The sequence below is a fragment of the Streptomyces sp. NPDC056883 genome (genome assembly GCF_042788835.1).
Taxonomy (GTDB): Bacteria; Actinomycetota; Actinomycetes; order Streptomycetales; family Streptomycetaceae; genus Streptomyces; species Streptomyces stoeckheimensis.
Genome location: NZ_JBHUBS010000001.1, coordinates 568,548 through 590,629 on the forward strand (window position 1 = coordinate 568,548; position 22,082 = coordinate 590,629).

Genomic DNA, 22,082 nt, shown 5'->3' on the forward strand with positions numbered 1-22,082 from the left:
CGGCTGATCCGTCAGCCGATCTGCCAGCGCTGGTAGACCGAACCGCTGTTGGACTGCTGGCTCGCCAGGGCTCCGTCCGCGCCGGACGCCGTGGTCAGGAGCAGTCCGCTCTTCTTGTTGGCCACCGCGTAGTCGCCGGACCCGACCGGGGTGACCACCCAGCGCTGGCTGTCGCCGCTGCCGCAGGCGGTCTGCACCACGGCCGCGCCGGGAGCGGTGGAACCGCCCGCCACGTCCGCACAGAGCCCGGACGAGCCGTTGGCCATGGTGTAGCTGCCGTCACCGGTGAGGGTCAGCCGCCACTGCTGGTTGGGGCCGCCGTGCGGGGTCCAGGTGATCAGCTGGGTGCCGGAGGCGGTGGAGCTCGCCGGGTCGTCGAGCGCCTTTCCGGCCGAGGTGAGGGTCCGGGTCCCGCTCAACTGGCCTCCGTACACCTCGAACTCGTACAGCGAGTAGCCGTAGGTGGTGCCGCGCTGGGTGCCGTACACCCGGATGTAGCGGCCGGAGCCGGACAGGCCGGTCAGGTCCTGGACCCCACCGGTACCGGTGGTCGTGGAGTACAGGGTGCGCCAGGTGCTCTGGTCGTCGGAGACCTGGATCTGGAAGCCCTTCCCGTACGCGGCCTCCCAGCGCAGCACCACGCGGTTGACGGCCTGGGCGGACCCGAGGTCCACCTGCAGCCACTGCGGGTCGGCGTACGCGCTCGACCACCGGGTGCCCGGATCGCCGTCCGTCGCCAGTGCGGCCGGGAAGTTGGCGGTCTCGGTGCTGGACGCGGTGGTGGGGCGGTTGCGGGCGAGGTTGCCCGGCTGGGCGGTCCCCGGCCAGGAGGGATGGTGCCCGATGGCTGCCACGATCGGCGTGAACGCCGCATAGGTGGCCACCGGCTTCGGTGAACCCCAGGTCTGCTGGGCGAGCCCGCGCAGCGGGTACATGATGCCGGCGGCGATCTGCGTCTCCGTCTCGGCGTTGGGGTTGTCGCACCACACGTGGATCAGCGAACCGCGGTTCTTCGAGGGGTCGCTGATGGTGGCGCCGCCCTCGAACCGGTCCGGGGTCCAGGTCTCGTACATCCACTTGGTGTCCGGCTTGGCGCCGCCGAGCACGTAATAGGTGGGGGTCCAGGACTCGTTGGCCACCGTGTACCCGGCATTGACCAGCTGCTGGGGGGTGAGTCCGTAGCTGTACCAGTACTCGACGAGGATGCGGGCGTCGGGGCTGACGGTCCCGTCCCCGGCCTTGATGCCGTCGTTCCACATCCGGGTGGTCTTGCCGGCCGCGCGGACCAGGGCGTCGGACCAGTTCACGAACCCGTAGTAGGTGTCCTTGGCGGTGGCGTTCGCCCCGTAGTGGGCGCGGGCGTAGTTGAGCAGCTGCGGGTACCGGGAGTAGTCGGTGACGTACTCGTCGGCGCCGATGTGCCAGTACGGGGCCGGGAACAGCGGCAGGTACTCCTCGATCAGGTCCTTGATCAGGGTGTACGAACCGGGCAGCGACAGGTCGATGAACTCGGAACTGGCCGTACCCGAAGCGTCCTTGAGCTTCAGCTCCGGGTGGGCGGCCAGGATCTGGTTCATGTGCCCCGGGGTGTCGATCTCGGGCACGATCGTGACGTGGTACTTCTGCCCCAGTGCGATCAGGTCCGCGATGTCCTGCTTGGAGTAGTGGTCGGCGGAGACGATCTCCGGGTGCGTCGAACTCTCCAGGCGGAAGCCGAAGGTGTCCGACAGGTGGAAGTGGAAGTAGTTGAGCTTGAGGTAGGCCAGCTCCTTGATGTGCTGCTTGACCCAGTCGACCGTGAAGAACTTCCGCCCCTGGTCGATCATGAGGCCGCGTTCGGCCTTGGTGGGCCAGTCGACCGCCGTTCCGGCCGGCACGGAGGCCGACTGGCGCAGCAGCTGCAGCACGGAGCGGGTGCCGTTGAAGGCCCCGGCGTCGGTCCCGGCCTGGATGGCGAGGGTCGAGCCGACGGTCATCCGGTACCCCTCGGCCGGCAGCGAACCGTCGCCCAGGCTCAGGGAGATGTCGCCGGGGGAGGCGCTCCCGGTGACGACCGCCACCGTACGCCCGGCCAGTGCCCCCAAGTCCTCGGCGAAGGTGGCCGCTTCGTCGGAGAGCTGTGCGGTGTGGGCGGGGTCGACGACGATCCGGCTGGTGCCCGTGAAGCCGTACGACCCGCTGCCGGCCGTCCACTGCCGCAGGGCCGGCACGGTCTGCGGCGGCGCGGCGGCGGCCGCCCCGGCCCGCAGGGGCTCGGCTCCGGCGTGGGCGGGCAGCGACAGCGCGGCCAGGGCCAGGGCGGAGGCGGTCAGGAATCTGAGCAGACGCATGGCGAGTCCCCAGGTGTTCACGGCGGCATCTCCCTCCGGCCGTGACTGCCGGAGGGAGTGGCCCACAGTGCAACGCAGTGTCAGGTCTATGTCAAGAGATGCTCGAAGTGACGGCCGAATGAGCATCATCGAGCATCGGCGACCGTACGGATCACTGCGCGGCGGCCGCGTCCGCCACCGCCACCGGCGACGACCCGCCCGCGACGGACAGCCGGGGTGCCCCGGTGCCGTCCGCGGGGACGGTCCAGACGTCGCTCGCACGACCGTCCGCGCCCGGCAGGGCGTAGGCGACCGTCCCGTCGTCGGTCCAGGCCGCCTGGTCGTCCACATTGCGCGTCTCGGCGAGCGGGGTCTCGACCATCGTCCGCAGGTCGAGGACGTAGAGCCGCCAGGGCGCCGCCGGGTCGTCGGACACCTTCTTCTTGAAGGCGACCCGCGTGTTGTCGGGCGACAGGGAGGGGCATTCGACGTTCTCCCGCAGCGTCCTCGCCGACCAGTCGGACATGTTCCCCTCGACGAGGTACGTACGCCCCTTGGTGGAGACGGTCGCGTAGAAGCGGCTGTCGTCCCGGGCGAAGCTCACGCCCCAGTAGTTGACGTCGGGGGAGTGGTACCGGACACCGTCCATGGTGAGCGGTATCTCCTCCAGGGACTTCACCAAGTACCCCGTGCGCCGGTCGAGCACGGCCGTCCGGGTGGAGAAGCCGGTGGCGGAGTACGAGTCCCCGGTGGCGAACACCGTCCAGGCGAGCATCTGCCCCGACGTCGACACCCGGGCCCGGGTCGGAACCCCCGGCACGACGGTCCGGCTCACCTCGCGCAGCTGCCGGTCGAGGACGACGGCGTACGTCTTCGGCAGCACCCCCGGCTCGGCGCGCAGACAGAGGGCGGTGCCCCCGGCGGCATGGAACCGGTCGCAGGCGGGACCGCCCGCTGTGCGGTCGGCGGCGCCCGCCGTCGAGGTGAGGGGCTGGTGCGCCACCCGGCCGGTGGCGCTGTCCCGGAAGTACAGGGCGGGCCCGGCGAGGGCGAAGGAGGCGTCGGCGTCTGCCTGTTGGCCGGCCGGCCGCTTCCCCGCGTGCAGGGCGTACCCGGCGGTGGAGCCCGCGAGGAGGACGACCGCGGCGACCGTGACGGCGGTACGGGCCCGGGTGCCGAGCCGGCGTGCGGAAGCCGGCCCGGTGAGCTGCGTGGTCATGAGGTGCTCCGCTCGCTGGTGGGGGATTGCACGGACTCCGCGGCGGATCCTGCGGCGGCGTCCGGGGTGTCCGGGGCGCCGGGACCGTCCGCCGCGCCCGGATCGCGCGGCAGCAGCGCCCAGCCGCCCGCCAGCGCGGCGAGCAGCACCGCCGTGGCTCCCCACAGTGCGGGCCGCGGCCCCCACACCGTCCACGCGGCGCCGAAGCCCGCCGCGGCGAGCATCCGGGCCAGGGCCTGGCCGGTCTGGAGCACGGCCAGCCCGCCCCCTCGGCCCCCGGCGGGGAGCACCGGCCCGGCGAGGGCCATCAGCACCCCGTCGGTGGCCGCGTAGAACACCCCGAGCAGGGCGAGGACGGCGGCGAGGAGGAGCGGGGCCGGTCCGCCCGCCGGGGCGAGCAGGACGAGGTAGGCGCCGAGCAGGGCGAGGTGACCGTACAGGAACGGCAGCCTGCGCCCGACCCGGTCGGCGATCCGGCCCACCGGGACGGCCAGCAGCAGATAGCCCGCGGCCGCCCCGAGCGGCAGCAGCGGGAACCAGCCGGGATCCAGGCCGAGTCGGCGCTGGAGCAGGAGGTAGACGAAGGCGTCGCCGATGGTGGCGCCGCCGAGCAGGGCGGCGGCCCACAGGATCCTCCGGAAGGCGGGGTCGCGCAGCGCCGCGAAGGCCTTGCCCCGGGACGGAGCCGGGCCGGGCACGGCCGCCGGGCGATGGTGGCCGGGAACGTAGAGGACCAGCAGCAGCACGCCGAGCAGACCGGCGCAGAAGCTGGCGACGAACACCGCGTCGTACGCGCCCGCGGTCGCCCAGAGCAGGGCGAAGGCGGCGAGCGGGCCGAGCAGGGCGCCGGTGGTGTCCATGGCCCGGTGCACGCCGAAGGACCGGCCGAGGTCCTCGGGAGGGCTGCTGAGGGTGATCAGTGCGTCGCGGGGGGCCGTACGGATGCCCTTGCCGACCCGGTCGGCGGCCAGGGAGGCCGCGATTCCGCCGGTGGCGCCGCCCGCGAGCAGCAGGCCGAGCCGGGAGCAGGCCGAGACGGCGTAGCCGATGCCCGCGACGTGCTTGTAGCGGTGACCGCGGTCGGCGAGATGCCCGCCGAGGAGCCGTACGACCGCACCGGCTCCTCCCATCAGGCCGTCCAGGAAGCCGAATTGGAGGGGGGAGAGACCGAGTCCGAGGACGAGGTAGAGCGGCAGCACCGCGCTGACCATCTCGGAGGAGACATCGGTGACGAGGCTGACCGTACCGAGCGCGAGGACGGCGGCGGGGACGCGCCGGCCCGCCCCCGTGGTGGGGGGCGGGGCCGGAGCGGCCCGGCGGCCGGTGGTGGCCAGGTACATCAGTGACAGGTGTACTTCGGGCTGGTGTCCTTCGTGGTCCCGTCGGTGGCGACGTAGCTGTAGCTGTAGCCGGTGTCGGTGAAGTCCAGCTTCAGGACCCCGTACGTACCGCTGATCCGCTTCTGGCTGTTGGGCTGGACGGTCTCGATGTCGTACGGCTCGGCGCCGCCCATGCCCCCGACGATCTCGGTGATCCCGTCGGCGGTGGCGTTCCCGTTCGGGTCCTGCGGGGCGAACCGCTCGTAGTGGTGGTCGTGCCCGTTCAGCACGAGGTCGGCCTTGGCGCCGTAGAGGATGTTCCAGACCGGCTTGCTCACCGGGTCGTTGCCGTGACCGCCGGAGGAGTACAGCGGGTGGTGCCAGTAGGCGGCGATGCAGCCCTTGGAGTTCGCGGCGAGGTCGGCCTTGAGCCAGTCGATCTGGGCCTTCTGGTCGAAGGAGTTGGAGTCGAGGGCGATGAAGTGCCAGTTGCCCTCGTCGAAGCTGTAGTAGCTCTTGCCCTGCGGGTAGGCGACGGCACCGAAGTACGCCTTGTAGCCGGCGAGCGGTCCGGCCGGGTCGTAGGTCTCGTGGTTGCCGGGCACGGGGCGGGTCTTGTCCTTGAACGCGCCCCACGACTTGTCGTAGTAGGCCTTGTAGTCGACGAGCCGGGCGTCGTCGTACTGGTTGTCACCCATCGTCAGATAGAACTTCGGGTTGATCTTCTGGGCCTGTGCCGCGGTCTTGGGGTGGGCGCAGGAGCTGTCCGAGGCGGTGCACTGGGCGGCGATGTCACCGGCGGCGACCACGGTGAAGGCGCCGGTCGGCGGGGGAGTCCCCCCGTCGAGGGTGCCGTACACCTCCACCTCGTACAGGGAGTACCCGTAGGAGGTGCCGCGAGCGGTCCCGTACACGCGCAGGTAACGGCCCGTGCCGGAGAGGCCGGTCCAGTCGTCGGTGCCGCCGTTCCCGGCCGTCTCGTTGGCGAGCCGGGTCCAGGTGGTGCCGTCGGCCGATATCTCGACCCGGTACGTCTTGGCGTACGCGGCCTCCCAACGCAGCGCGACCCGCGAGACGGTGGCGTTCGCGCCGAGGTCGACGCGGATCCACTGCGGGTCCTTGCCCTCGACGCTGGCCCACCGGGTGGTGGAGCTGCCGTCGAAGGCGTTCTGCGGACCGAAGCTCGAAGTCTCCACGGAGGACGCCGTGGCGGTCTTGCCGCGCGAGATGAGGGGGTCGGCGGCGGCGCCGGCCCGTTCGGGATAGGCGAGCAACAGCCCGCCTACGAGGAGGAGTACGGCGGTGATGACCACGCCGATGGTGCGGCGTGGTGTATGAACACGAAGTGTGCTGGGGGTGCTCAGGTGCATTCCTGACTCCCTGGCCTGGTGGGTGGCGAGAGCTGGCACCGGTACGAGACCCTGCTCCCCTGCCCGGGTGCGGGCAGGGGTGGGCGTGGTCACAGCGGCCGGGTCAGAGCTCTCGCTGAGCGCGTCATACCCACGGATGCGGGCACCGCGCCGAGCCGCCGAAGCGGGATGCTAGCAAACAGGAAACTTTCCTACCAGTCATTCGCCGCAGGAGCTTTGGGCCTGCCCGGCACGAACTTCAGGGACGGCAGGGGCGCCAGGGACGTGGGGGACGTCAGGAACGCTCAGGAGATCGCGTACCACTGGCTGGCCCAGCCGGTGTTGATGGTGCTGGTCGACTGCTCGGCGAGGTTCACGGTGGCCGGGAGCGAGGTCTGACCGGTCAGGACGGTGCTGTAGCGGAGGCTCGGCGGGTTCAGACCCGCGTTCACCGAGATCCCGGCGCCCGTGGCCTTCAGGGTGAGGGCGTTCGTGGCCCAGGTGCCGTTGAGGAGGAGGGCGACGAAGTACGTGCCGGGGGCGGCGGTGAAGGGCTTGGCGAGGGGGAACGGCTTGGCTATCGCCTCGGTCATCAGCTGCGGGGAGACGTCCGCGGTGGACGCGACCAGGGTGCCCTTGGCGTCGTACACGCCGAGGTAGCAGTTGGCCAGTTGGGCGTTCGGGTCGATGCCGGCCAGCCCCAGCCAGATGTTGGACCAGGTGAGCTGCTCGCGCAGCACCATCCGGACCAGGGTGACCCGTCCGCCGACCCCGGCCGCGGACTGGGCGGTGACGTGCCCCGCGTCGTTCGGATCCCCGGTCCAGGCCAGCAGGTTCTGGTCCTGCGGCCGCGGCCCCTCGAAAGCGCCACCGGCGGGCACCGGCGCGGGGGACGCCACGGCCGACGAGGAAGCACCGGCACCTGCGCCGGCCCCTGCGCCCTTCCCGGCCGTGCTCCCGCCGGACGCCGAGCAGCCGGACAGGACGAGGGCCGCCGCGAGCATGGCGGCAAGGCCGGCCGAGGCGGTGGTGGTACGGGTGCGCATGGTCCCCCCATGAGGTGCTGTTGTGCGAAGGAAGCCATGGTCACACGGGCTGCGCGCGTTCCCGTAGGCGGCCCTGTCGCTCTCCCGGGGCTCCTTCCGCCGCTTCCCTCAGAGGGCCAGAAGGGCCAGGATCATTAGGGCGGGCGGAAGGAACAGAGTGAGCAGGTGGACCACCGCGGTACGGGTCATCCCCAGGGCGAGGAAGAGGACCAGCCCGCCCACGAGCCAGCAGCCGAAGACCCGGAACGCGAGCTCCTGCGCGGAGGTTTCCTGCGCCCGGGTCGTGGCCTCGAAGAAGGGGCCGCCGATCGCCATCGAGAGCAGTACGCAGCCGAGGAGCAGGTTGACCGCCCCGGCGACGATCGCGCAGGGGTGGTCACTCCGGCGCGCTCGTCTCCACAGCCCCATCGTGCGCTGCCCCATCGTGCTCATGGGGCGAAAGCCTGGTCGGGCACCCGCGACCGGCTCCCGGACGGGCCGTCGCCGGTCACTGGCCCACCCTCCCGTCGACGCATTCGCGCAACAGGTCGGCGTGCCCGCAGTGACGCGCGTACTCCTCGATCCGGTGCACCATGAGCTCCCGCACCGCGATCCGGTCCTTGCCCAGCCGCTCGCCCAGATCCGGATGCCGGGCCAGCGCCGCGTCGGTCGCGCCCTGCTCGCGCTCCAGATCGGCGTACGCGCCGTCGACCACGGCCTGCTCGGCGACGGCTCCCTCGAAGTCCCCGTCGCGCTTGCCGTACAGCTTCGGCAGCGGATCGCCGTCGGTGATCCAGTTCTGCCAGTCCCGTTCCACCTCGGCGAGGTGCCGCAGGAGGCCGAGCAGCGACATCGTCGACGGCGGGACCGACCGGCGGGCCAGCTGCTCCGGGGCCAGGCCCTCGCACTTCATCCGCAAGGTCAGGCGGTAGTCCTTGAGGAAGTCCTGCAGGGTCGCGAGCTCGCCCTCGGCACTGCTCCCGCCGCTGTTGCGGGGGTCGTCGTCCGGGTCCACCCACATGTCGGGGTAGATGGTCGACCGGGTCCATCGCTCGTCTTGATCACTCATGCGTTCCATGCTCGTCCACGAAGGAACCGGCTCGCGAGCTGATTTCTCCCGGAACGCAGAACTGCAAGGAGGTTTCCCCACTCCTTGCCACTCTCAACTTATAACGCACCGGGGGGCTTGCGGCAAGGCCCCGGTCGTGACGCAGAATCACCGATCGAAGGCGGAACCTGCGGAAATGGTGATTGCGTGATGACCGAAGTACCCAACACGACCGAAGCGACCGACGCGACCAACACGACCGACGGGACCGACGTCATCGACGTAACCGTCGTCGGCGGGGGACCGACCGGTCTGATGCTGGCCGCCGAGCTGCGCCTGCACGGTGTCCGCGTGGTCGTGCTGGAGAAGTTGCCCCGTCCGACCGGAGAGTCCCGCGGTCAGGGCCTGCACACGCGCAGCGTAGAGCTGATGGACCAGCGCGGCCTGCTGGACCGGTTCCTCGCCGTCAGCGATAAGTTCCAGGTCGGCGGCCTGTTCGGCGGCGTCATGAAGCCGTGGCCGGACCGGCTGGACACGGCGCATCCGTACGGCCTCGCCATCCCGCAGCCCGTCACCGAGCGGCTGTTGGGCGAGCACGCCCTCGAAGTCGGTACCGAGATCCGGCGCGGCTGCGAAGCGGTGGGCCTGAGCCAGGACGAGGACGGGGTCACCGTGGAGCTGGCGGACGGTACGCGCCTGCGCTCGCGCTACCTCGTCGGGTGCGACGGCGGCCGCAGCGCGGTGCGCAAACTGCTCGGCGTCGGCTTCCCGGGCGAGCCCGCCACGGTCGAGACCCTGTTGGGCCAGATGGAGGTGGCCGCGGATCCGGAGACGATCGCCGCAGTCGTCGCGGAGGTCAACAAGACCCAGCTCCGCTTCGGCGTCCACGCGAGCGAGGACGGGTCGTGCCGCATCATCGTCCCCGCCGACGGCGTGTCCGAGGACCGCACCGCGCCGACCCTGGAGGAGTTCAAGCAGCAGCTACGGGCCTTCGGGGGAACCGACTTCGGTGTGCACTCGCCGCGCTGGCTGTCCCGCTTCGGCGACGCCACCCGGCAGGCCGAGCAGTACCGGGTCGGCCGGGTCCTGCTGGCCGGCGACGCGGCGCACATCCACCCGCCGACCGGCGGCCAGGGACTCAACCTCGGCGTGCAGGACGCCTTCAACCTCGGCTGGAAGCTCGCCGCCGCCGTCAACGGCTGGGCCCCGCACGACCTCCTCGACAGCTACCACGCCGAACGCCACCCGGTGGGCGCCGCCGTACTGGACAACACCCGCGCACAGATCACGCTGATGGGGAGCGACGCGGGTCCCACCGCGCTGCGGAAGCTGTTCGCGAAGCTGATGGACTTCGAGGAGGTGAACCGGTACGTGACGGGGATGATCACCGCGGTCGAGGTCCGCTACGACCTCGGCGAGGGCCACGAACTGCTCGGCCGCAGGCTGCGGGACGTGGAGCTGAAGCGGGGACGCCTCTACGAGCTGATGCACACCGGCCGCGGACTCCTGCTCGACCAGACCGGTCGGCTCTCGGTCTCCGGATGGGCCGACCGCATCGATCACGTCGTCGACGTCAGTGAGGAACTGGACGTACCGGCCGTGCTGTTGCGCCCGGACGGCCATGTGGCATGGGTCGGGGAGGACCAGCACGACCTGGACGCCCACCTGCCGAAGTGGTTCGGCAGCGCCACGGCCTGAGCACGTCGGCGGGGCGATATCTTCAGCCCATGTTGATCACCGCACAACTGCGCGACTCGGTGGAGCTGCCGGGTGGGGATGCACTCGTCAACGGCTTCGCCTTCGAGGGGCGTGGGGACGGGTCGTGCCGTGCTCTCCTCCGGAAGGGGCGGGAACTGCAGGTCTACGACCTGTACGAGCTCTTCGCGGGGGAACGCACGCCGGCCGCGGTCTTCCCCGTTCCCTGGCCCGGGTGGGAGCACGGTGTCCACTCGGTGAGCCCCGACGGCTCGTTCACGGTGTTCTCGGGCCAGCGCGCGGTAAGGGCCGTGGGCGTGGGCGGAGCAACGCTGTGGGAGTACCGGCACGGTTGCTGGGCGTCCGAGCTCGGCCACGCACACACGGGTGACGACCAGGAGGTGTGCGGTGGATTCGAGCACGGATCCTGCCGGGTCTCCGACGACGGCCGGCTCGTCTGGGCACACGTCGCGATGGGCCCCGAGGAACGGGAAAGGGAACGGGAAAGGGAAGGGGAAGCAGGAGGCGACGGGCAGGAATGCTGGGTCGTCCTGGACGCCCGCGACGGGCGAGAACTGGCCCGGCTGCCGCTGGACAGTGCAGCCGCAGGTTCACACCACCTTTCCCACCCCGACGGCATCCACATGGGCCTGTGCATCGGCATGGGCCAAGACGGCATCCTGCTCCACTGGGCGCGCTGGAACGGCGCGACGCTGACCGGCTGGGACCTCAACGCCACCATGGACCGCATCCTGGCGGACGTCCACGCGGAGCTCCCGGGTTTCCTGACGGTCGAGCACTACGGAGCCGACCTCCAACTGCACGCCCTGGACGGCGCGGTCCTCTCCGAGGCGGCGCCCGAACCGGCTGACGGCGAGGAACCGCCCTACTGGGACTACAGCTGTGGCTTCGTCGACGCCGACACGGTCATCGCCTCGACGGTCGAATCCGACGAGGACCCGGAGCGGGCCCGTCACTGGCTGCTCGATGCCCGCACCCTGGAGACACGCGGGACGGTCAGGTATCCGTCGGGTCCCGTCGACAGTTACGTGCGCCCGCTGGGCGACGGGACCTGGCTCACCTACGACGACAGCAGCGCCACGCTCCACCGCTGGAGCGAAGCCGCGGGTGGCTGAGACCGGTACCTGGCTCTGCATCAGGATCGATCAGGAATCAAGAAGCGGGGTCCACGGAACGCCCTTAGCCTGATCATCCGGGCCCTGGCCGGCCCGGAGTTCCGCCGCGTACACATCCACCGTGCAAGGAGCAAGGCATGAAAGCGCACGTCAGCTCGATCCTTCTTGGCGTCCGGGACATGGACCGGGCCAAGCAGTTCTACGCCGAGGGGCTCGGCTGGAAGATCCAGAGCGACTACGGCATATCGGTGTTCTTCGCATCGGACGGCGCCTCGCCCGTCGGCTTCTACAGCCGCGAAGGCCTCGCCGACCAGGTGGGCACCGACCAGGAAGGCAGCGGGTTCAGCGGACTGGTCCTGACCTACGTCGTCCGCAGCGAGGCACGGGTCGACGAGATCATGGCGGAGGCCCAGAAGGCTGGCGCCACGGTCCTCAAGCCCGCCGGCGCTCTGCCGTGGGGCGGTTACGGCGGCACCTTCGCCGACCCGGAGGGCTACATCTGGAGTCTCGGCTACAGCGAGCAAGGAGCCGACCAGCCCTACGCCGAGTAGCAGCGGTCTTCGTCTCGCAGCCGTCCGGGACGGCTGCGAGACGGGTGCGGGAACCCAGGAACACAGGAACAACACAGGGGAAGATCTTGAAGTTTCGGTCCATCGTTGAACCACCTGAGCCCATGCGGGGCCTGGAAGTTCCGCCCGAGGTGGTGGCAGCGCTCGGCGAGGGCTCGCGGCCGCCGGTGACGATCACGATCAACGAGCATTCCTGGAAGAGCCGGATCGCCCTCCTGCGCGGCCGCCACTTGATCGGCCTCAGCCATGCCAACCGGCAGGCCGCGGATGTGGAGATCGGCGAGGAGATCGAGGTCGAGGTCGAGCTCGACACCGAGCCGCGCGTCGTCGTCGAGCCTGCGGACTTCGCCCGGGCTCTGGACGAAGACCCGGCCGCCCGCGCCGCCTACGACACCCTGACGTACAGCCGCAAGCGCGAGCACGTGCGCGCCATCGAGAGCGCGAAGAAGCCCGAGACGCGCCAACGGCGCATCGAGAAGGCCATCGCCACCCTGCGGGGCTGACCGTCGGCCTTCAGTCTCAGCGGAACTCGTGTACCACCTGGATCTCGCCGACCATGTGCGCGTTGAAGTCGTCCAGCTCCTCGGCCGGCACCCACAGCTCGAGGATCGTCCGCCCCCCGGCCTGCTGGACGGGGTATCGGCTCAAGAACTCCGACTCGACCTCGAACCGGGTGACGAAGCCGACACCGCTGTGCTTCACGTTCCAGTCCCTCGCGATCTTGATCGCGTAGTCCTCGTTGAGGACCGGGTAGAAGATCGGCTGCTCGGGGAGCCGAGGCGGCCAAGCACGCCAGTTCAGCTCGCGGACCAGGTCGAGCTCCTCGGGGCCGGTGGGGCGCCACAGGGTCGTCGTTGCTCGTCGGCTGGTCATGTGAATCGCTCTCTGCATGCGGGAGGCCGCTGGTACGGCTGGTCTGGGAACGGACCATACCGGCGCCGGGAACCCGGCAGCTACGCAGTTTCCGTCACTGGGCACTCAGCCAGCGGGTCGCAGCTTCCATGGTGTTGTCCTGGCTGTTGCCGGGGTTTCGGGTATCGTCCGGGAGCTCTTCGTCGGGTGGAATCGGGCCGTCGTAGATCCGTCCGGTCCGATCCGCTTCTCTGGCCTGGGTGAGGACGATCATCGCGCCGTCGGCGAGACGGTGGGAGTCGTTGGCCGTGGGAACACCTCGTGTGGGCTGGCCGAAACTTCGGGTTCGCGGCTGTCCGCGGAAGGCGATCGTCACGGCCTCGGCCGCGCTGGCGGTGCGCTTGCTGGTGAGGACGGCAACGGGCGGATCCGGATGTGCCAATGGTTCGGCGGGGCCCCAGGTGTCGAAGTACGCCTTCGGTGTTCCCTCTTGGAGGGTCCAGGCTGTCCGCTTGCCGTCGGACTCCACGAACGTGCCGATGTCACCGTCGTTCAGGAGGCGTCCGGCCGAGGCCAGTGGTCCCCACATGTCGCCACCCGTGTTGCTGCGCAGGTCGACGATCCAGCCGCGGGCTCCCTGCTTGTCCACGTCCCGTACGACGGCCCGGGCCTGGCGCACGTATGCCGCGGCGGCCTTGTCGGACGTGACCGAGGGCAGCACGAGGTAGCCGATGCCTCCGGGCAGCAGCCGGCCTTCAGGCAGTGGGGAGTCCTCCGATGAGGGGCTCAGCGCCGCCTTGGCCTCCTCCGGGGTCATGAACTGGCTGTGCTGGTCGCCCAAGTTCCGGAGTGCTTCGCGAACGGCCCCGTAGGTCTCGGCCCGTGTGCGTGCTTTCGCTGCGCGGGTGAAGGCGTTCCGGCGTATCGCCGTCCAGTCGAGGTCACTCTTGTACAGCGAGTTCCCCTCCATGACGTCCAGCGCGGAGGTGAGGTACGCGCGGGCGTCGGGTGACATCGCGGACCCCGGCGCCGAGGGCTGGGCGGTACATCCGGTGGCGATCACGAGCGCCGCCATGGCCGCCACCACGTGGCGCCGTGTCGGCGTCTTCTTCGGCATGTCCCGCATGACGTCTCTCTTGCTCCCTCTTGGCGTTCCGGCCGACGTGCCGTGCGACGGGCGGATCCGGCCCTTCTTGCCCCAGCAGTATCGCTGGTGCGGCGGAGGCGGCAGGCGTCTGAGCACCAGAGCGCACACCCGGAAGGCAGCCGGAAGCGGAACGGGCGGGAGCGGTGCGTAGTGGCTGCTCCACCTGGGGTAATGGCTTGACGTGCATGTCGAACAGATTATCGAATACGGTCTACGCTGGAGAGACCGGATGGGGAGCCGGATGTCGACGATCGGGGGCTGACCAGGAGCTGGAGGTGGTGACGCGATGTTTGCGCACCTGCACGTCGCCTCCGGCTATTCGGTGCGCTACGGCGCGGCGCTGCCCGGACGGCTGGCCGAGCGGGCGGCGGAGCAGGGCCTGCGGGAGCTGGCGCTGACCGACCGGGACACGGTGTCCGGGGCGGTCCGGTTCGCGCAGGCCTGCGCGAAGGCCGGGATCCGGCCGCTGTTCGGTGCGGACCTCGCGGTCCCGGTCCTCGGTCCGGTCCTCGGTCCGGCCGGCGGCCGGGCACCGTCGAAGGGCCGCGCCCCGGCCCGGGGCGGCGCCTTCGTCGCCGACTCCGCACCGCGGGTCACCCTGCTGGCCCGCGATGCCACCGGCTGGGCCAACCTGTGCGCGCTGATCACTGCCGGCTGGGCAGCCCGCGCACAGGCCGGCGGCGGACAGCCGATCGTCCCCTGGCCCGCGGTCCAGCAGCACGCCGAAGGGCTGACCGTGCTGCTGGGCCCGGCCTCCGAGCCGGTACGGGCGCTTGCCGACGGCCGCCCGGACCGGGCGGCCGTGCTGCTCGCGCCGTGGCGGGAGGTGTTCGGGCAGTACCTCCGGCTGGAGGCCGTCCACCACCGCCGCACCGGCACGGGGCCCGGCTCGCTCCGGCTCGCCGCCCGCACGCTCGGACTGGCCGCCGACCTCGACCTGCTCGCCGTCCTGACCAACGCGGTCCGCTACGCGACCCGGGACCAGGCGCCGGTCGCCGACGTACTGGACTCGGCCCGCCTGCTCACCCCCATCCGGCCCGGCCACACCTGCAACGGAGAGCGGTCCCTGAAGGGCGCCACCGAGATGGGCGAGCTCGCCGAGGAGGTCGCCCGGGCGGCCGGACAGGAGAACGGCGGGGCCGCGCACCTGCTGGCCACCACCACCCGCACCGCCTCCGAGTGCCGCCTCGACCCGTACGCCGACCTCGGGATCGGCCGGGTCCACTTCCCCGAGGAACACGTCATCGGCCTGGCCCCCGGCACCTCCGCCCGGACCCTGCGCGAACGGTGCGAGGCGGCGATGGTCCGCCACGGCTACGACCGCTCCGCCACCATGCGGACCCGTCTGGAGGAGGAGCTCCGGGTGCTGAACACGCTCGGCTGGCCCTCGTACGCCCTGACCGTCGCCCAAGTCGTGGACGACATCCGGGAGATGGGCATCCGGGTGCAGGCCCGGGGGTCCGGCGCCGGATCCCTGGTGGTGCACCTTCTGGGCATCTCCTTCGCCAATCCCCTGGAGCACGGGCTGCTGATGGAGCGGTTCGTCAACCTGCGCCGCGGCACGCTGCCGGACATCGACATCGACGTGGAGTCGGCCCGCCGCCTGGACGTCTACCGCCGGATCATGGACCGGTTCGGCACCGAGCGGGTCTGCACCCTCAGCATGCCGGAGACCTACCGGGTGCGGTGGGCGATCCGCGACGCCGGGCTGGCCCTCGGTCTGCCCCCGGACGAGGTCGGACGCCTGGCCAAGGCGTTCCCGCACATCGCCGCCCGCTCGGCCCGCACCGCGCTGCGCGAACTCCCGGAACTGCGGCAGGTCGCCGCCCACGCCGACCGCTACGGGAGGCTGTGGGACCTCGTCGAAGGCCTCGACGCGCTCCCGCGCGGCACCGCGATGCACCCCTGCGGCGTCATCCTCTCCGACGCCACCCTCCTGGGGCGCACCCCGGTCGTCCCGACCGCCACCGAAGGCTTCCCCGCCACCGTCTTCGACAAGGACGACGTCGAAAAGGACGGCCTCGGCCTGCTGAAGCTCGACGTCCTGGGCGTACGGATGCAGAGCTCGATGGCGTACGCGGTCCGCGAGATCGAACGCACCACCGGCGAGCGCATCGACCTGGACGACCGCACCCAGGTGCCGCTGACCGACCCGGCCGCCTACGAGTTGCTGCGCGAGGGCGAGTCGCTGGGCGTCTTCCAGCTGGAATCCCCCGGCCAGAAGGACCTCCTGGGCCGCCTCCAGCCGGAGACCTTCGCCGATCTCGTCGCCGAGATCTCGTTGTTCCGCCCGGGCCCGGTCCAGGCGGACATGATCCGCCCGTTCCTCCTCGGCCGGCACGGCAAGAAGCCCGTCACCTATCCCCACCCGGACCTGGAGGGTTGGCTGCGCTCCACCTACGGGGTGGTCATCTACAACGAGCAGGTGGCGGGCCTGTTCGCCACCATGACCCGCAGCGACCTGGCCATGGGTGAGGAAGCACGCCGCGCCCTGGCCCAGCCGGAGCGCCTGCCGAAGCTCCAGGACTGGTACCGGCAGAGCGCCACCGCGGCCGGCTACCGGCCGGAGGTGATCGACGCGGTGTGGCGGATGCTGGAGAACATGGGGGCCTACGGCTTCGCGAAGGCGCACGCGACCGCGTTCGCGCTGCCCACCCTGCAGTCGGCCTGGCTGAAGGCGCACTACCCGGCGCCGTTCTACGCCGGGCTGCTGGAGCACGACCCCGGGATGTACCCGAAGCGGCTGGTGCTGTCCGACGCCCGGCGCCGCGGCGTGCCGATCCTGCCGCTCGACGTCCAGTACTCCGCCACCGGCTACCGCACCGAGCGGCTCCCGGACGGCAGGCTGGGCCTGCGGGTATCGCTGGCCGACGTCCAGGGCATCACCGAAGAGCAGGCCGCCCGGATCGAAGGGGGCCGGCCGTACACGGATCTCGCCGACTTCTGGGCCCGCGCCCGGCCCGCCCACCCGGTGGCCGATCGCCTCGCGCGGATCGGCGCCTTCGCCACCCTCGCCCCCGGAGCCGGTCGCCGTGACCTGCTCCTGCAGATCGAGGAACTCCACCGCCACCAGCGGACCTCCCCGGGAGCCGGTCAGCTCACCCTCACCCCGGCCGGCGCAGGCTCGTACCCCGGGCCGAGCGGTCTGCCGGCGATGACGCCGAGCGAGGAACTGGACGCCGAGCTGGAGGTCATCGGCATGGACGCCTCCCGGCACCTGATGGAACCCCTGCACCCGCTGCTGGCCGAGCTCGGCGTCACCCCCTCCCACCGGCTGAAGGACCAGCCGTCCGGCGGGACCGTGCTGGTGGCCGGCGCGAAGGTCGCCATCCAGACCCCGCCGATGCGCTCCGGACGGCGCACCATCTTCGTCTCCCTCGACGACGGCAGCCCGGCCGGCCAGATCGACCTCACCTATTTCGACGACACCCACGAGCAGGCCGCCTACCCGCTGTTCCACCACTTCCTGCTCCTGGCGCGCGGCACCGTCTCCCGGCGCGGCAAGTCCGTCTCCGTCATCGGCACCCACGCCTGGAACCTCCAGGACATCGCCGACGCCCACCGGGACGGCGGCCCCGCCGCCGTCCGTACGCTGCTCGCCGGCGAGCCCCCGGGCTCCGACGGCGACGCCGTTGCGGCAGCCGGGCCGACTCACGGCGGGCAGGGCGGCGGCGGTGCCGGGCGGCTGTGGCACGCGAGTCAGGGGAGCGCCGGATGACCAGTAGCAGTAGCAGTGCCAGTGCCAGTACCAGTACCAGTACCAGGGCGACGGTCGTTCACCTGCGCTTCCACCGCGTCGGCTTCGAGACCTACCGCGAATTGTTCACGGTCCTCGGCGACATCACCCCCGTCGTCCAGGCGCTCCCTCCGGACAGCGCGCTACTGGACCTGGCCGGTGCCACGCGGTACTTCGCGCAGTCTCCCGCAGAGCTCGCGGACCGGCTCCAGACCCGGCTCGCAGCCCGGTACGGACTGGTCAGCACGGGCGGGATCGGCCCGAACCGTCTCCTGGCCACCCTCGCCGCCGGCACCGCCCCACCCGGTTCCGTACGGGTGCTGCCCGAGGACCCGGCCGAACTGGAGCGCTTCCTGCAGAGTTGCCGGGTACGGGCACTGCCCGGGGTCGGGTCCGTCCTGGAGCGCTCGCTGCTCCGGTACGGGATCGGGACGATCGGTGATCTGGCCGCCCTCCCGCTGACCACGGTGCAGCGGATCGCCGGCGCCTCTGCCGGCCGCCTCCTGCACGAGCGGGCTCGGGGGATCGACCGCCGCACGGTCAGCCCGGGCGGACCTCCCGCCGTCATCACCAGCGCCCAGCGCTTCGACCGGGACGTCCTCGACCCGGCCGGGGTCCGCCGTGCCCTGCTCGGTGTGGCCACGGATCTCGGAGCCCGGCTCCGGCTCGCCGGACAGGTCGCCCGTACGGTCGAGCTGCAGGTCACCTACGCCGACCGGTCGACCACCACGCGCTCGCGCACCCTGTCCGAGCCCACGGCCCACACCCGCTCCCTCCAGCAGACGCTGTACGGACTGTTCTCCGCACTCGGGCTGCAACGGGCGCGCGTGCGGGCGGTGACCGCCCGGGTCGGCGAGCTGACCGGCGCGGCCGGCGCCGCTGAGCAACTGACCTTCGACCGGCCCACGGAGAACGCCCGCGCGCTGGAACCGGTCATCGACCGGGTCGGCCGGCGCTTCGGCACGGGCGCCGTACACCCGGCCTCGCTCCTGGCGCCGAGGCCGGCACCTCGGCGGGCCTTATCGGACCGGCATCCGGGCGAGCGTCGGGTGCGAAGCGGATCGGGGCATGGAAGCGGGCCTTGCGGGCGGCGCGGCGGAAGACCGTGAGGACGGCCGGGCCGGCGAGGCAGATGCAGACGAAGTTGGTGACGGCGCGGCCGGTGTCCCAGCCGAGGGAGGTGGCCAGGTCGAAGGCGAGGTAACGGTGGAACTGCTCGGTGAAGGGCAGGCCGGGGAGGTAGGCGATGGAGCTGTCGGGGTCGAGGGAGAAGGGCCAGAAGGAGAGGTTGAGGAGGAAGCCGAAGAGGTAGCCGGAGACCGAGCCGTAGACCGCGAGCACGGCGACCTCGCGGCGGCCGGTGGCCTTGGGGAGGAATCCGGCGAGCATGCCCACGAAGGCGCAGCCGAACATCTGGTACGGCATCCAGGGCCCGACTCCGCCCGTGATGAGGGCGGAGGCGAAGAGCGAGGTGCAGCCGAGGGTGAAGCCGAAGCCGGGTCCGTAGACGCGCCCGGCGAGGACGAGGACGAAGAAGACCGTCTCGATGCCTGCGGTGCCCGCGCCGAGGGGGCGGATGGCGGCGTTGACGGCCGACAGGACCCCCAGCATGGCCAGGGCCTTGGAGTTGATGCCGCCCTCGGCTATCTCGGAGATCACCACGCAGAGCACGATGACGAGCAGGACGCCGAAGATCAGGGGCGGGGCGTAGTGCGAGCCGAACTTCCCCGGTGCGACGAGGAAGGGCCAGAAGAACGCGACGATCCCGAGGAAGGCCGCCATGGCGATGATGATTCCGGCGCGGGGGCGGATGCGGATGGCCTCGGTGTACGCGTTCACGCGTGCGGGTCCGTTCCGTCGGCGGGGAGTACGGCGGCCAGCTGGTCGACGGTGAGGAAGGGCAGCGGGGCCAGGATCTTCGCCGTCTGCGGGGCGAAGACCGGAGAGGCGACGATGACCTCGGTGGTGGGGCCGTCGGCGACGATGTCGCCCTCTGCCATGACCACGACGCGGTCGGCGGCACGGGCGACGAACTCGACGTCGTGGGTGGAGATCACGACGGCCCGGCCTTCCGCCGCGAGGCCGTCGACGATGCGGATCAGCTCGCTCTTGGCGCGGTAGTCGAGACCGCGCGTGGGCTCGTCCAGGAGCAGCACCTGTGGGGCGGCGGTCAACTGGATGGCCAGGACCAGGGCCAGTTTCTGGCCCTCGGACAGATCGCGGGGGTGGGTGGCGTCGGGGATGCCGGGTGCGAGCCGGTCCAGGACGGCGCGGGCCCGGACCCCGTCCGGCCCGACCCCGGACTCGGTGTCGGCCTGGTCGAGTTCCTGCTGCACCGACTCGAGGTAGAGCAGGTCGGTGGGGGTCTGGGGGACGAGACCGACGAGCTGCCGGGCCGCTGCCGCAGGGAGCTTCCGAGGGTCCCGCGGCTTCGGACCGTCGGGAGTGCCGACGGCCACGGTGCCGGCCTTGCGGGGGCCGGAGCCTTGAAGGGCCCACAGGAGGGAGGACTTTCCGGAGCCGTTGCGGCCCATCAGCGCGGTGATCTCGCCGCCTCGGAGGCTGAGGCCGACCTCGCGGACCGCAGGTACGCCGTGGTACGTCACGGTGACACCGCGGGCGGTGAGGAGTTCCGGGCTACCCGTCGGAGGCGACGATCGCACCGGCCGGGGAGTGATGCCGGCCAGCCGCGTCCGCAGCGGGGCGGCGGAGCGTCGGGCGTCGCGTACGGAGAGGGGGAGCGGGCTCCAGCCCGCGGTGCGGCCGAGTTCCACGATGGGCGGGGCGATGGACGCGGTCCGGAAGATCTCTGCGGGCGGTCCGGAGACGACACGGCCGTCGCCCGGAAGGTGGATGACGCGGTCGGCGTACTGGACCACGCGCTCCAGGCGGTGCTCGGCCAGGAGCACGGTGACGCCGAGGTCGTGGACGAGGCGGGTGACGGCGGCGAGGACCTCCTCGGCCGCCGTCGGGTCCAGGGCGGAGGTGGGCTCGTCGAGGACGAGGACCCGGGGGTGGGCCGTCAGGACGGAGCCGATCGCGACGCGCTGCTGCTGGCCGCCGGACAGTTCGTGCAGGGCGCGGTGGCGCAGGTCGGCGAGGCCGAGGAGATCGAGGGTCTCCTCCACGCGCTTGCGCATGGTGGCCGGGGGGACGGCCAGCTGCTCCATCGCGTAGGCGAGTTCCTCCTCGACCGTGTCGGTGACGAACCCGTCCAGCGGATCCTGTCCCACCACACCGACCACGTCGGCGAGTTCACGTGGGGGGTGCGCCGCGGTGTCCCGTCCGTCGACCACGACGCGGCCGAAGAGGGTGCCGCCGGTGAAGTGGGGGACGAGGCCGTTGACGGCGCCGAGGAGGGTGGACTTGCCGACGCCGGTGTGGCCGACGACCAGGCAGAGTTCGCCCTCCTCCACGGTGAGGTTCACCTCGCGCAGGACCGGTTCGTCCGTGTCGTCGTACTGGACGGTGACCTCGTCGAAGGTGATCACTTGGGTTCCTCGGTGCGCTGTGCGGGGACGACCGCGCGGGCGGGCGGGGCCGGGGGCGGGGCCAGGAAGCCGGCGGTACCCGCGAGCAGGATCGCGGCGGCGGGTACGAGCGGCAGGGTGGGCCAACTGAGCGGGTATATCGAAGGGTTGAGCTCGGCGGCGTTGAAGCCGACGTGCGTGAAGAGGAGGACTGCGGAGAGGACCCCGCATCCGGCCACGGCCCACTCGGCTGCGCGCCAGGGGTCGGGCCGGTAGGTGGTCCGGGTGATGCGGCGGCCGCCCAGGCGGAGTCCCGCGAAGCACAGCAGGGCGCCGACGCCCATGGAGGGCAGGCCCAGCAGCTTCGGAGCGGTGGCATCGAGGAGTCCGTAGGCCCCGGCACAGAGGCCGCACATGCCGAGCAGCATGAGGGCGCCGGTCAGTCGGCGGGAGCGGCGGGTGGCGGTGCCCGCGCGGCCGTAGCCGCGGGAGTCCATGGCGGCGGCGAGGCGCAGGGAGCGCTCCAGAGCGTCTTCGAGGACCGGTACGACGATGCCCCGCAGGGCGCGGAGCCCCTTGGACCGGCCGGCCCGCAGCCGCTTGGCCCGGTGCACCCGCTGCACGCTCTGGACGAGTTGGGGCGCGACGCTGATGGACACGGTGACGGCGACGCCCAGTTCGTAGAGGGCACCGGGCAGGACGCGCAGGGCTCGCTTGGGGTTGGCGAGGGTGTTGGCGGCGCCGATGCAGCACAGCATGCAGGCGAGCCGCAGTCCGTCGGTGGCGGCGGAGAGCAGGGCCTCCAGCGAGACGGGGCCACCGAGTTGGATCCCCGCGTACCAATCGGGTGTGGGGATGTGCGGCAGGGAGAAGAGGAAGTGGTCGCGGGGGGTGATGCCGGTGGCGAAGACGGCGCGGAAGAGCACCCGGATCGCGACCACGGTGAGGGCCAAGTACAGGTAGTACTTGAACCCGCGGGCCCAGGGGGCCTCGGTGCGGCGCATGGTGATGACATAACCGAGGACGGCGAGGACGAGGAACAGCAGCAGCGGGTTGTTGGTGCGGCTGACGGCGGTGGCGAGCGCGAGGGCCCAGATCCACCAGGCGACCGGATGCAGGGTGCGGGGCAGCCGACGGCCGCCCGTGTCCGGCGCGTTGCGGGACACGGGCGGCTCGGCCGCGGCCACGGTGGTGGTGCGGGACACGCG

The 22,082-nt window shown here is 71.5% G+C and carries 17 protein-coding genes and 1 pseudogene; 6 read left to right on the forward strand and 12 right to left on the reverse strand.

From position 1 onward, the window contains the following. Positions 1–11: 11 nt before the first annotated feature. The 7 genes from ACFRU2_RS02700 to ACFRU2_RS02730 form a co-directional block, all read right to left on the reverse strand. Positions 12–2,351, reverse strand: a complete 2,340-nt coding sequence (locus ACFRU2_RS02700; RefSeq protein ID WP_382966809.1) for a family 20 glycosylhydrolase — start codon at positions 2,349–2,351, stop codon at positions 12–14. Positions 2,352–2,481: 130 nt separating this feature from the next. Beyond that, the gene (locus tag ACFRU2_RS02705) at positions 2,482–3,528 is read right to left on the reverse strand and encodes a TolB family protein (protein ID WP_382966811.1); all 1,047 of its coding nucleotides are present in this window, start codon (positions 3,526–3,528) and stop codon (positions 2,482–2,484) included. Further along, positions 3,525–4,868, reverse strand: a complete 1,344-nt coding sequence (locus ACFRU2_RS02710; RefSeq protein ID WP_382966813.1) for an MFS transporter — start codon at positions 4,866–4,868, stop codon at positions 3,525–3,527. The genes ACFRU2_RS02705 and ACFRU2_RS02710 overlap by 4 nt, the downstream gene beginning before the upstream one ends. After that, a complete protein-coding gene (locus ACFRU2_RS02715; RefSeq protein ID WP_382966815.1) occupies positions 4,868–6,217 on the reverse strand; it encodes a discoidin domain-containing protein in 1,350 nt (449 codons plus the stop codon). The genes ACFRU2_RS02710 and ACFRU2_RS02715 overlap by 1 nt, the downstream gene beginning before the upstream one ends. Positions 6,218–6,501: 284 nt before the next feature. Continuing rightward, the gene (locus ACFRU2_RS02720) at positions 6,502–7,242 is read right to left on the reverse strand and encodes a hypothetical protein (RefSeq protein WP_382966817.1); all 741 of its coding nucleotides are present in this window, start codon (positions 7,240–7,242) and stop codon (positions 6,502–6,504) included. A gap of 108 nt (positions 7,243–7,350) precedes the next feature. Next, positions 7,351–7,674 carry a hypothetical protein gene (locus ACFRU2_RS02725; protein WP_382966819.1) on the reverse strand — a complete coding sequence of 108 codons (324 nt, stop codon included), beginning with the start codon at positions 7,672–7,674 and terminating at the stop codon, positions 7,351–7,353. Positions 7,675–7,729: 55 nt separating this feature from the next. Then, entirely contained in the window at positions 7,730–8,299 is a 570-nt protein-coding gene (locus ACFRU2_RS02730; RefSeq protein ID WP_382966821.1) for a DinB family protein, read from the reverse strand. Positions 8,300–8,479: 180 nt separating this feature from the next. Here ACFRU2_RS02730 and rox point away from each other — a divergent pair, with 180 nt between their 5' ends. The 4 genes from rox to ACFRU2_RS02750 all read left to right on the forward strand — a co-directional run bounded on the left by rox (position 8,480) and on the right by ACFRU2_RS02750 (position 12,172). Beyond that, entirely contained in the window at positions 8,480–9,967 is a 1,488-nt protein-coding gene (gene rox, locus ACFRU2_RS02735; protein WP_382966822.1) for a rifampin monooxygenase, read from the forward strand. Positions 9,968–9,996: 29 nt separating this feature from the next. Further along, positions 9,997–11,100: a hypothetical protein gene (locus ACFRU2_RS02740; protein ID WP_382966824.1), complete on the forward strand. Its 1,104-nt coding sequence runs from the start codon at positions 9,997–9,999 to the stop codon at positions 11,098–11,100. 137 nt (positions 11,101–11,237) lie between these two features. Continuing rightward, positions 11,238–11,651: a VOC family protein gene (locus ACFRU2_RS02745; protein ID WP_382966826.1), complete on the forward strand. Its 414-nt coding sequence runs from the start codon at positions 11,238–11,240 to the stop codon at positions 11,649–11,651. Positions 11,652–11,773: 122 nt separating this feature from the next. Then, positions 11,774–12,172: a YdeI/OmpD-associated family protein gene (locus tag ACFRU2_RS02750; protein ID WP_382966828.1), complete on the forward strand. Its 399-nt coding sequence runs from the start codon at positions 11,774–11,776 to the stop codon at positions 12,170–12,172. Between the two features lie 16 nt (positions 12,173–12,188). Here ACFRU2_RS02750 and ACFRU2_RS02755 read toward each other — a convergent pair whose 3' ends face one another. Then, positions 12,189–12,542 carry a hypothetical protein gene (locus ACFRU2_RS02755; RefSeq protein WP_382966830.1) on the reverse strand — a complete coding sequence of 118 codons (354 nt, stop codon included), beginning with the start codon at positions 12,540–12,542 and terminating at the stop codon, positions 12,189–12,191. Positions 12,543–12,636: 94 nt separating this feature from the next. Beyond that, the gene (locus tag ACFRU2_RS02760; RefSeq protein WP_382966832.1) at positions 12,637–13,647 is read right to left on the reverse strand and encodes a S41 family peptidase; all 1,011 of its coding nucleotides are present in this window, start codon (positions 13,645–13,647) and stop codon (positions 12,637–12,639) included. A gap of 307 nt (positions 13,648–13,954) precedes the next feature. On the opposite strand from ACFRU2_RS02760, the gene ACFRU2_RS02765 reads away from it, so the two are divergent. Both ACFRU2_RS02765 and ACFRU2_RS02770 read left to right on the forward strand, forming a co-directional pair. Then, entirely contained in the window at positions 13,955–17,386 is a 3,432-nt protein-coding gene (locus tag ACFRU2_RS02765) for a DNA polymerase III subunit alpha (RefSeq protein WP_382966834.1), read from the forward strand. Next, positions 17,383–18,237, forward strand: a pseudogene (locus ACFRU2_RS02770) (hypothetical protein); the annotation flags it as partial. The gene ACFRU2_RS02765 and the pseudogene ACFRU2_RS02770, both read left to right, overlap by 4 nt. 100 nt (positions 18,238–18,337) lie before the next feature. Here the strand turns inward: ACFRU2_RS02770 and ACFRU2_RS02775 are convergent. The 3 genes from ACFRU2_RS02775 to ACFRU2_RS02785 are packed head-to-tail and all read right to left on the reverse strand — an operon-like array spanning position 18,338 to position 22,079. Continuing rightward, positions 18,338–19,186 (reverse strand): ECF transporter S component, encoded by an 849-nt coding sequence (locus ACFRU2_RS02775; RefSeq protein WP_382967820.1) that lies wholly within the window; start codon positions 19,184–19,186, stop codon positions 18,338–18,340. Positions 19,187–19,239: 53 nt separating this feature from the next. Beyond that, positions 19,240–20,895, reverse strand: a complete 1,656-nt coding sequence (locus ACFRU2_RS02780; protein WP_382966836.1) for an ABC transporter ATP-binding protein — start codon at positions 20,893–20,895, stop codon at positions 19,240–19,242. Continuing rightward, positions 20,892–22,079 (reverse strand): energy-coupling factor transporter transmembrane component T, encoded by a 1,188-nt coding sequence (locus ACFRU2_RS02785; RefSeq protein WP_382966838.1) that lies wholly within the window; start codon positions 22,077–22,079, stop codon positions 20,892–20,894. Before ACFRU2_RS02785 ends, ACFRU2_RS02780 begins: the two co-directional genes overlap by 4 nt. Positions 22,080–22,082: the final 3 nt, after the last annotated feature.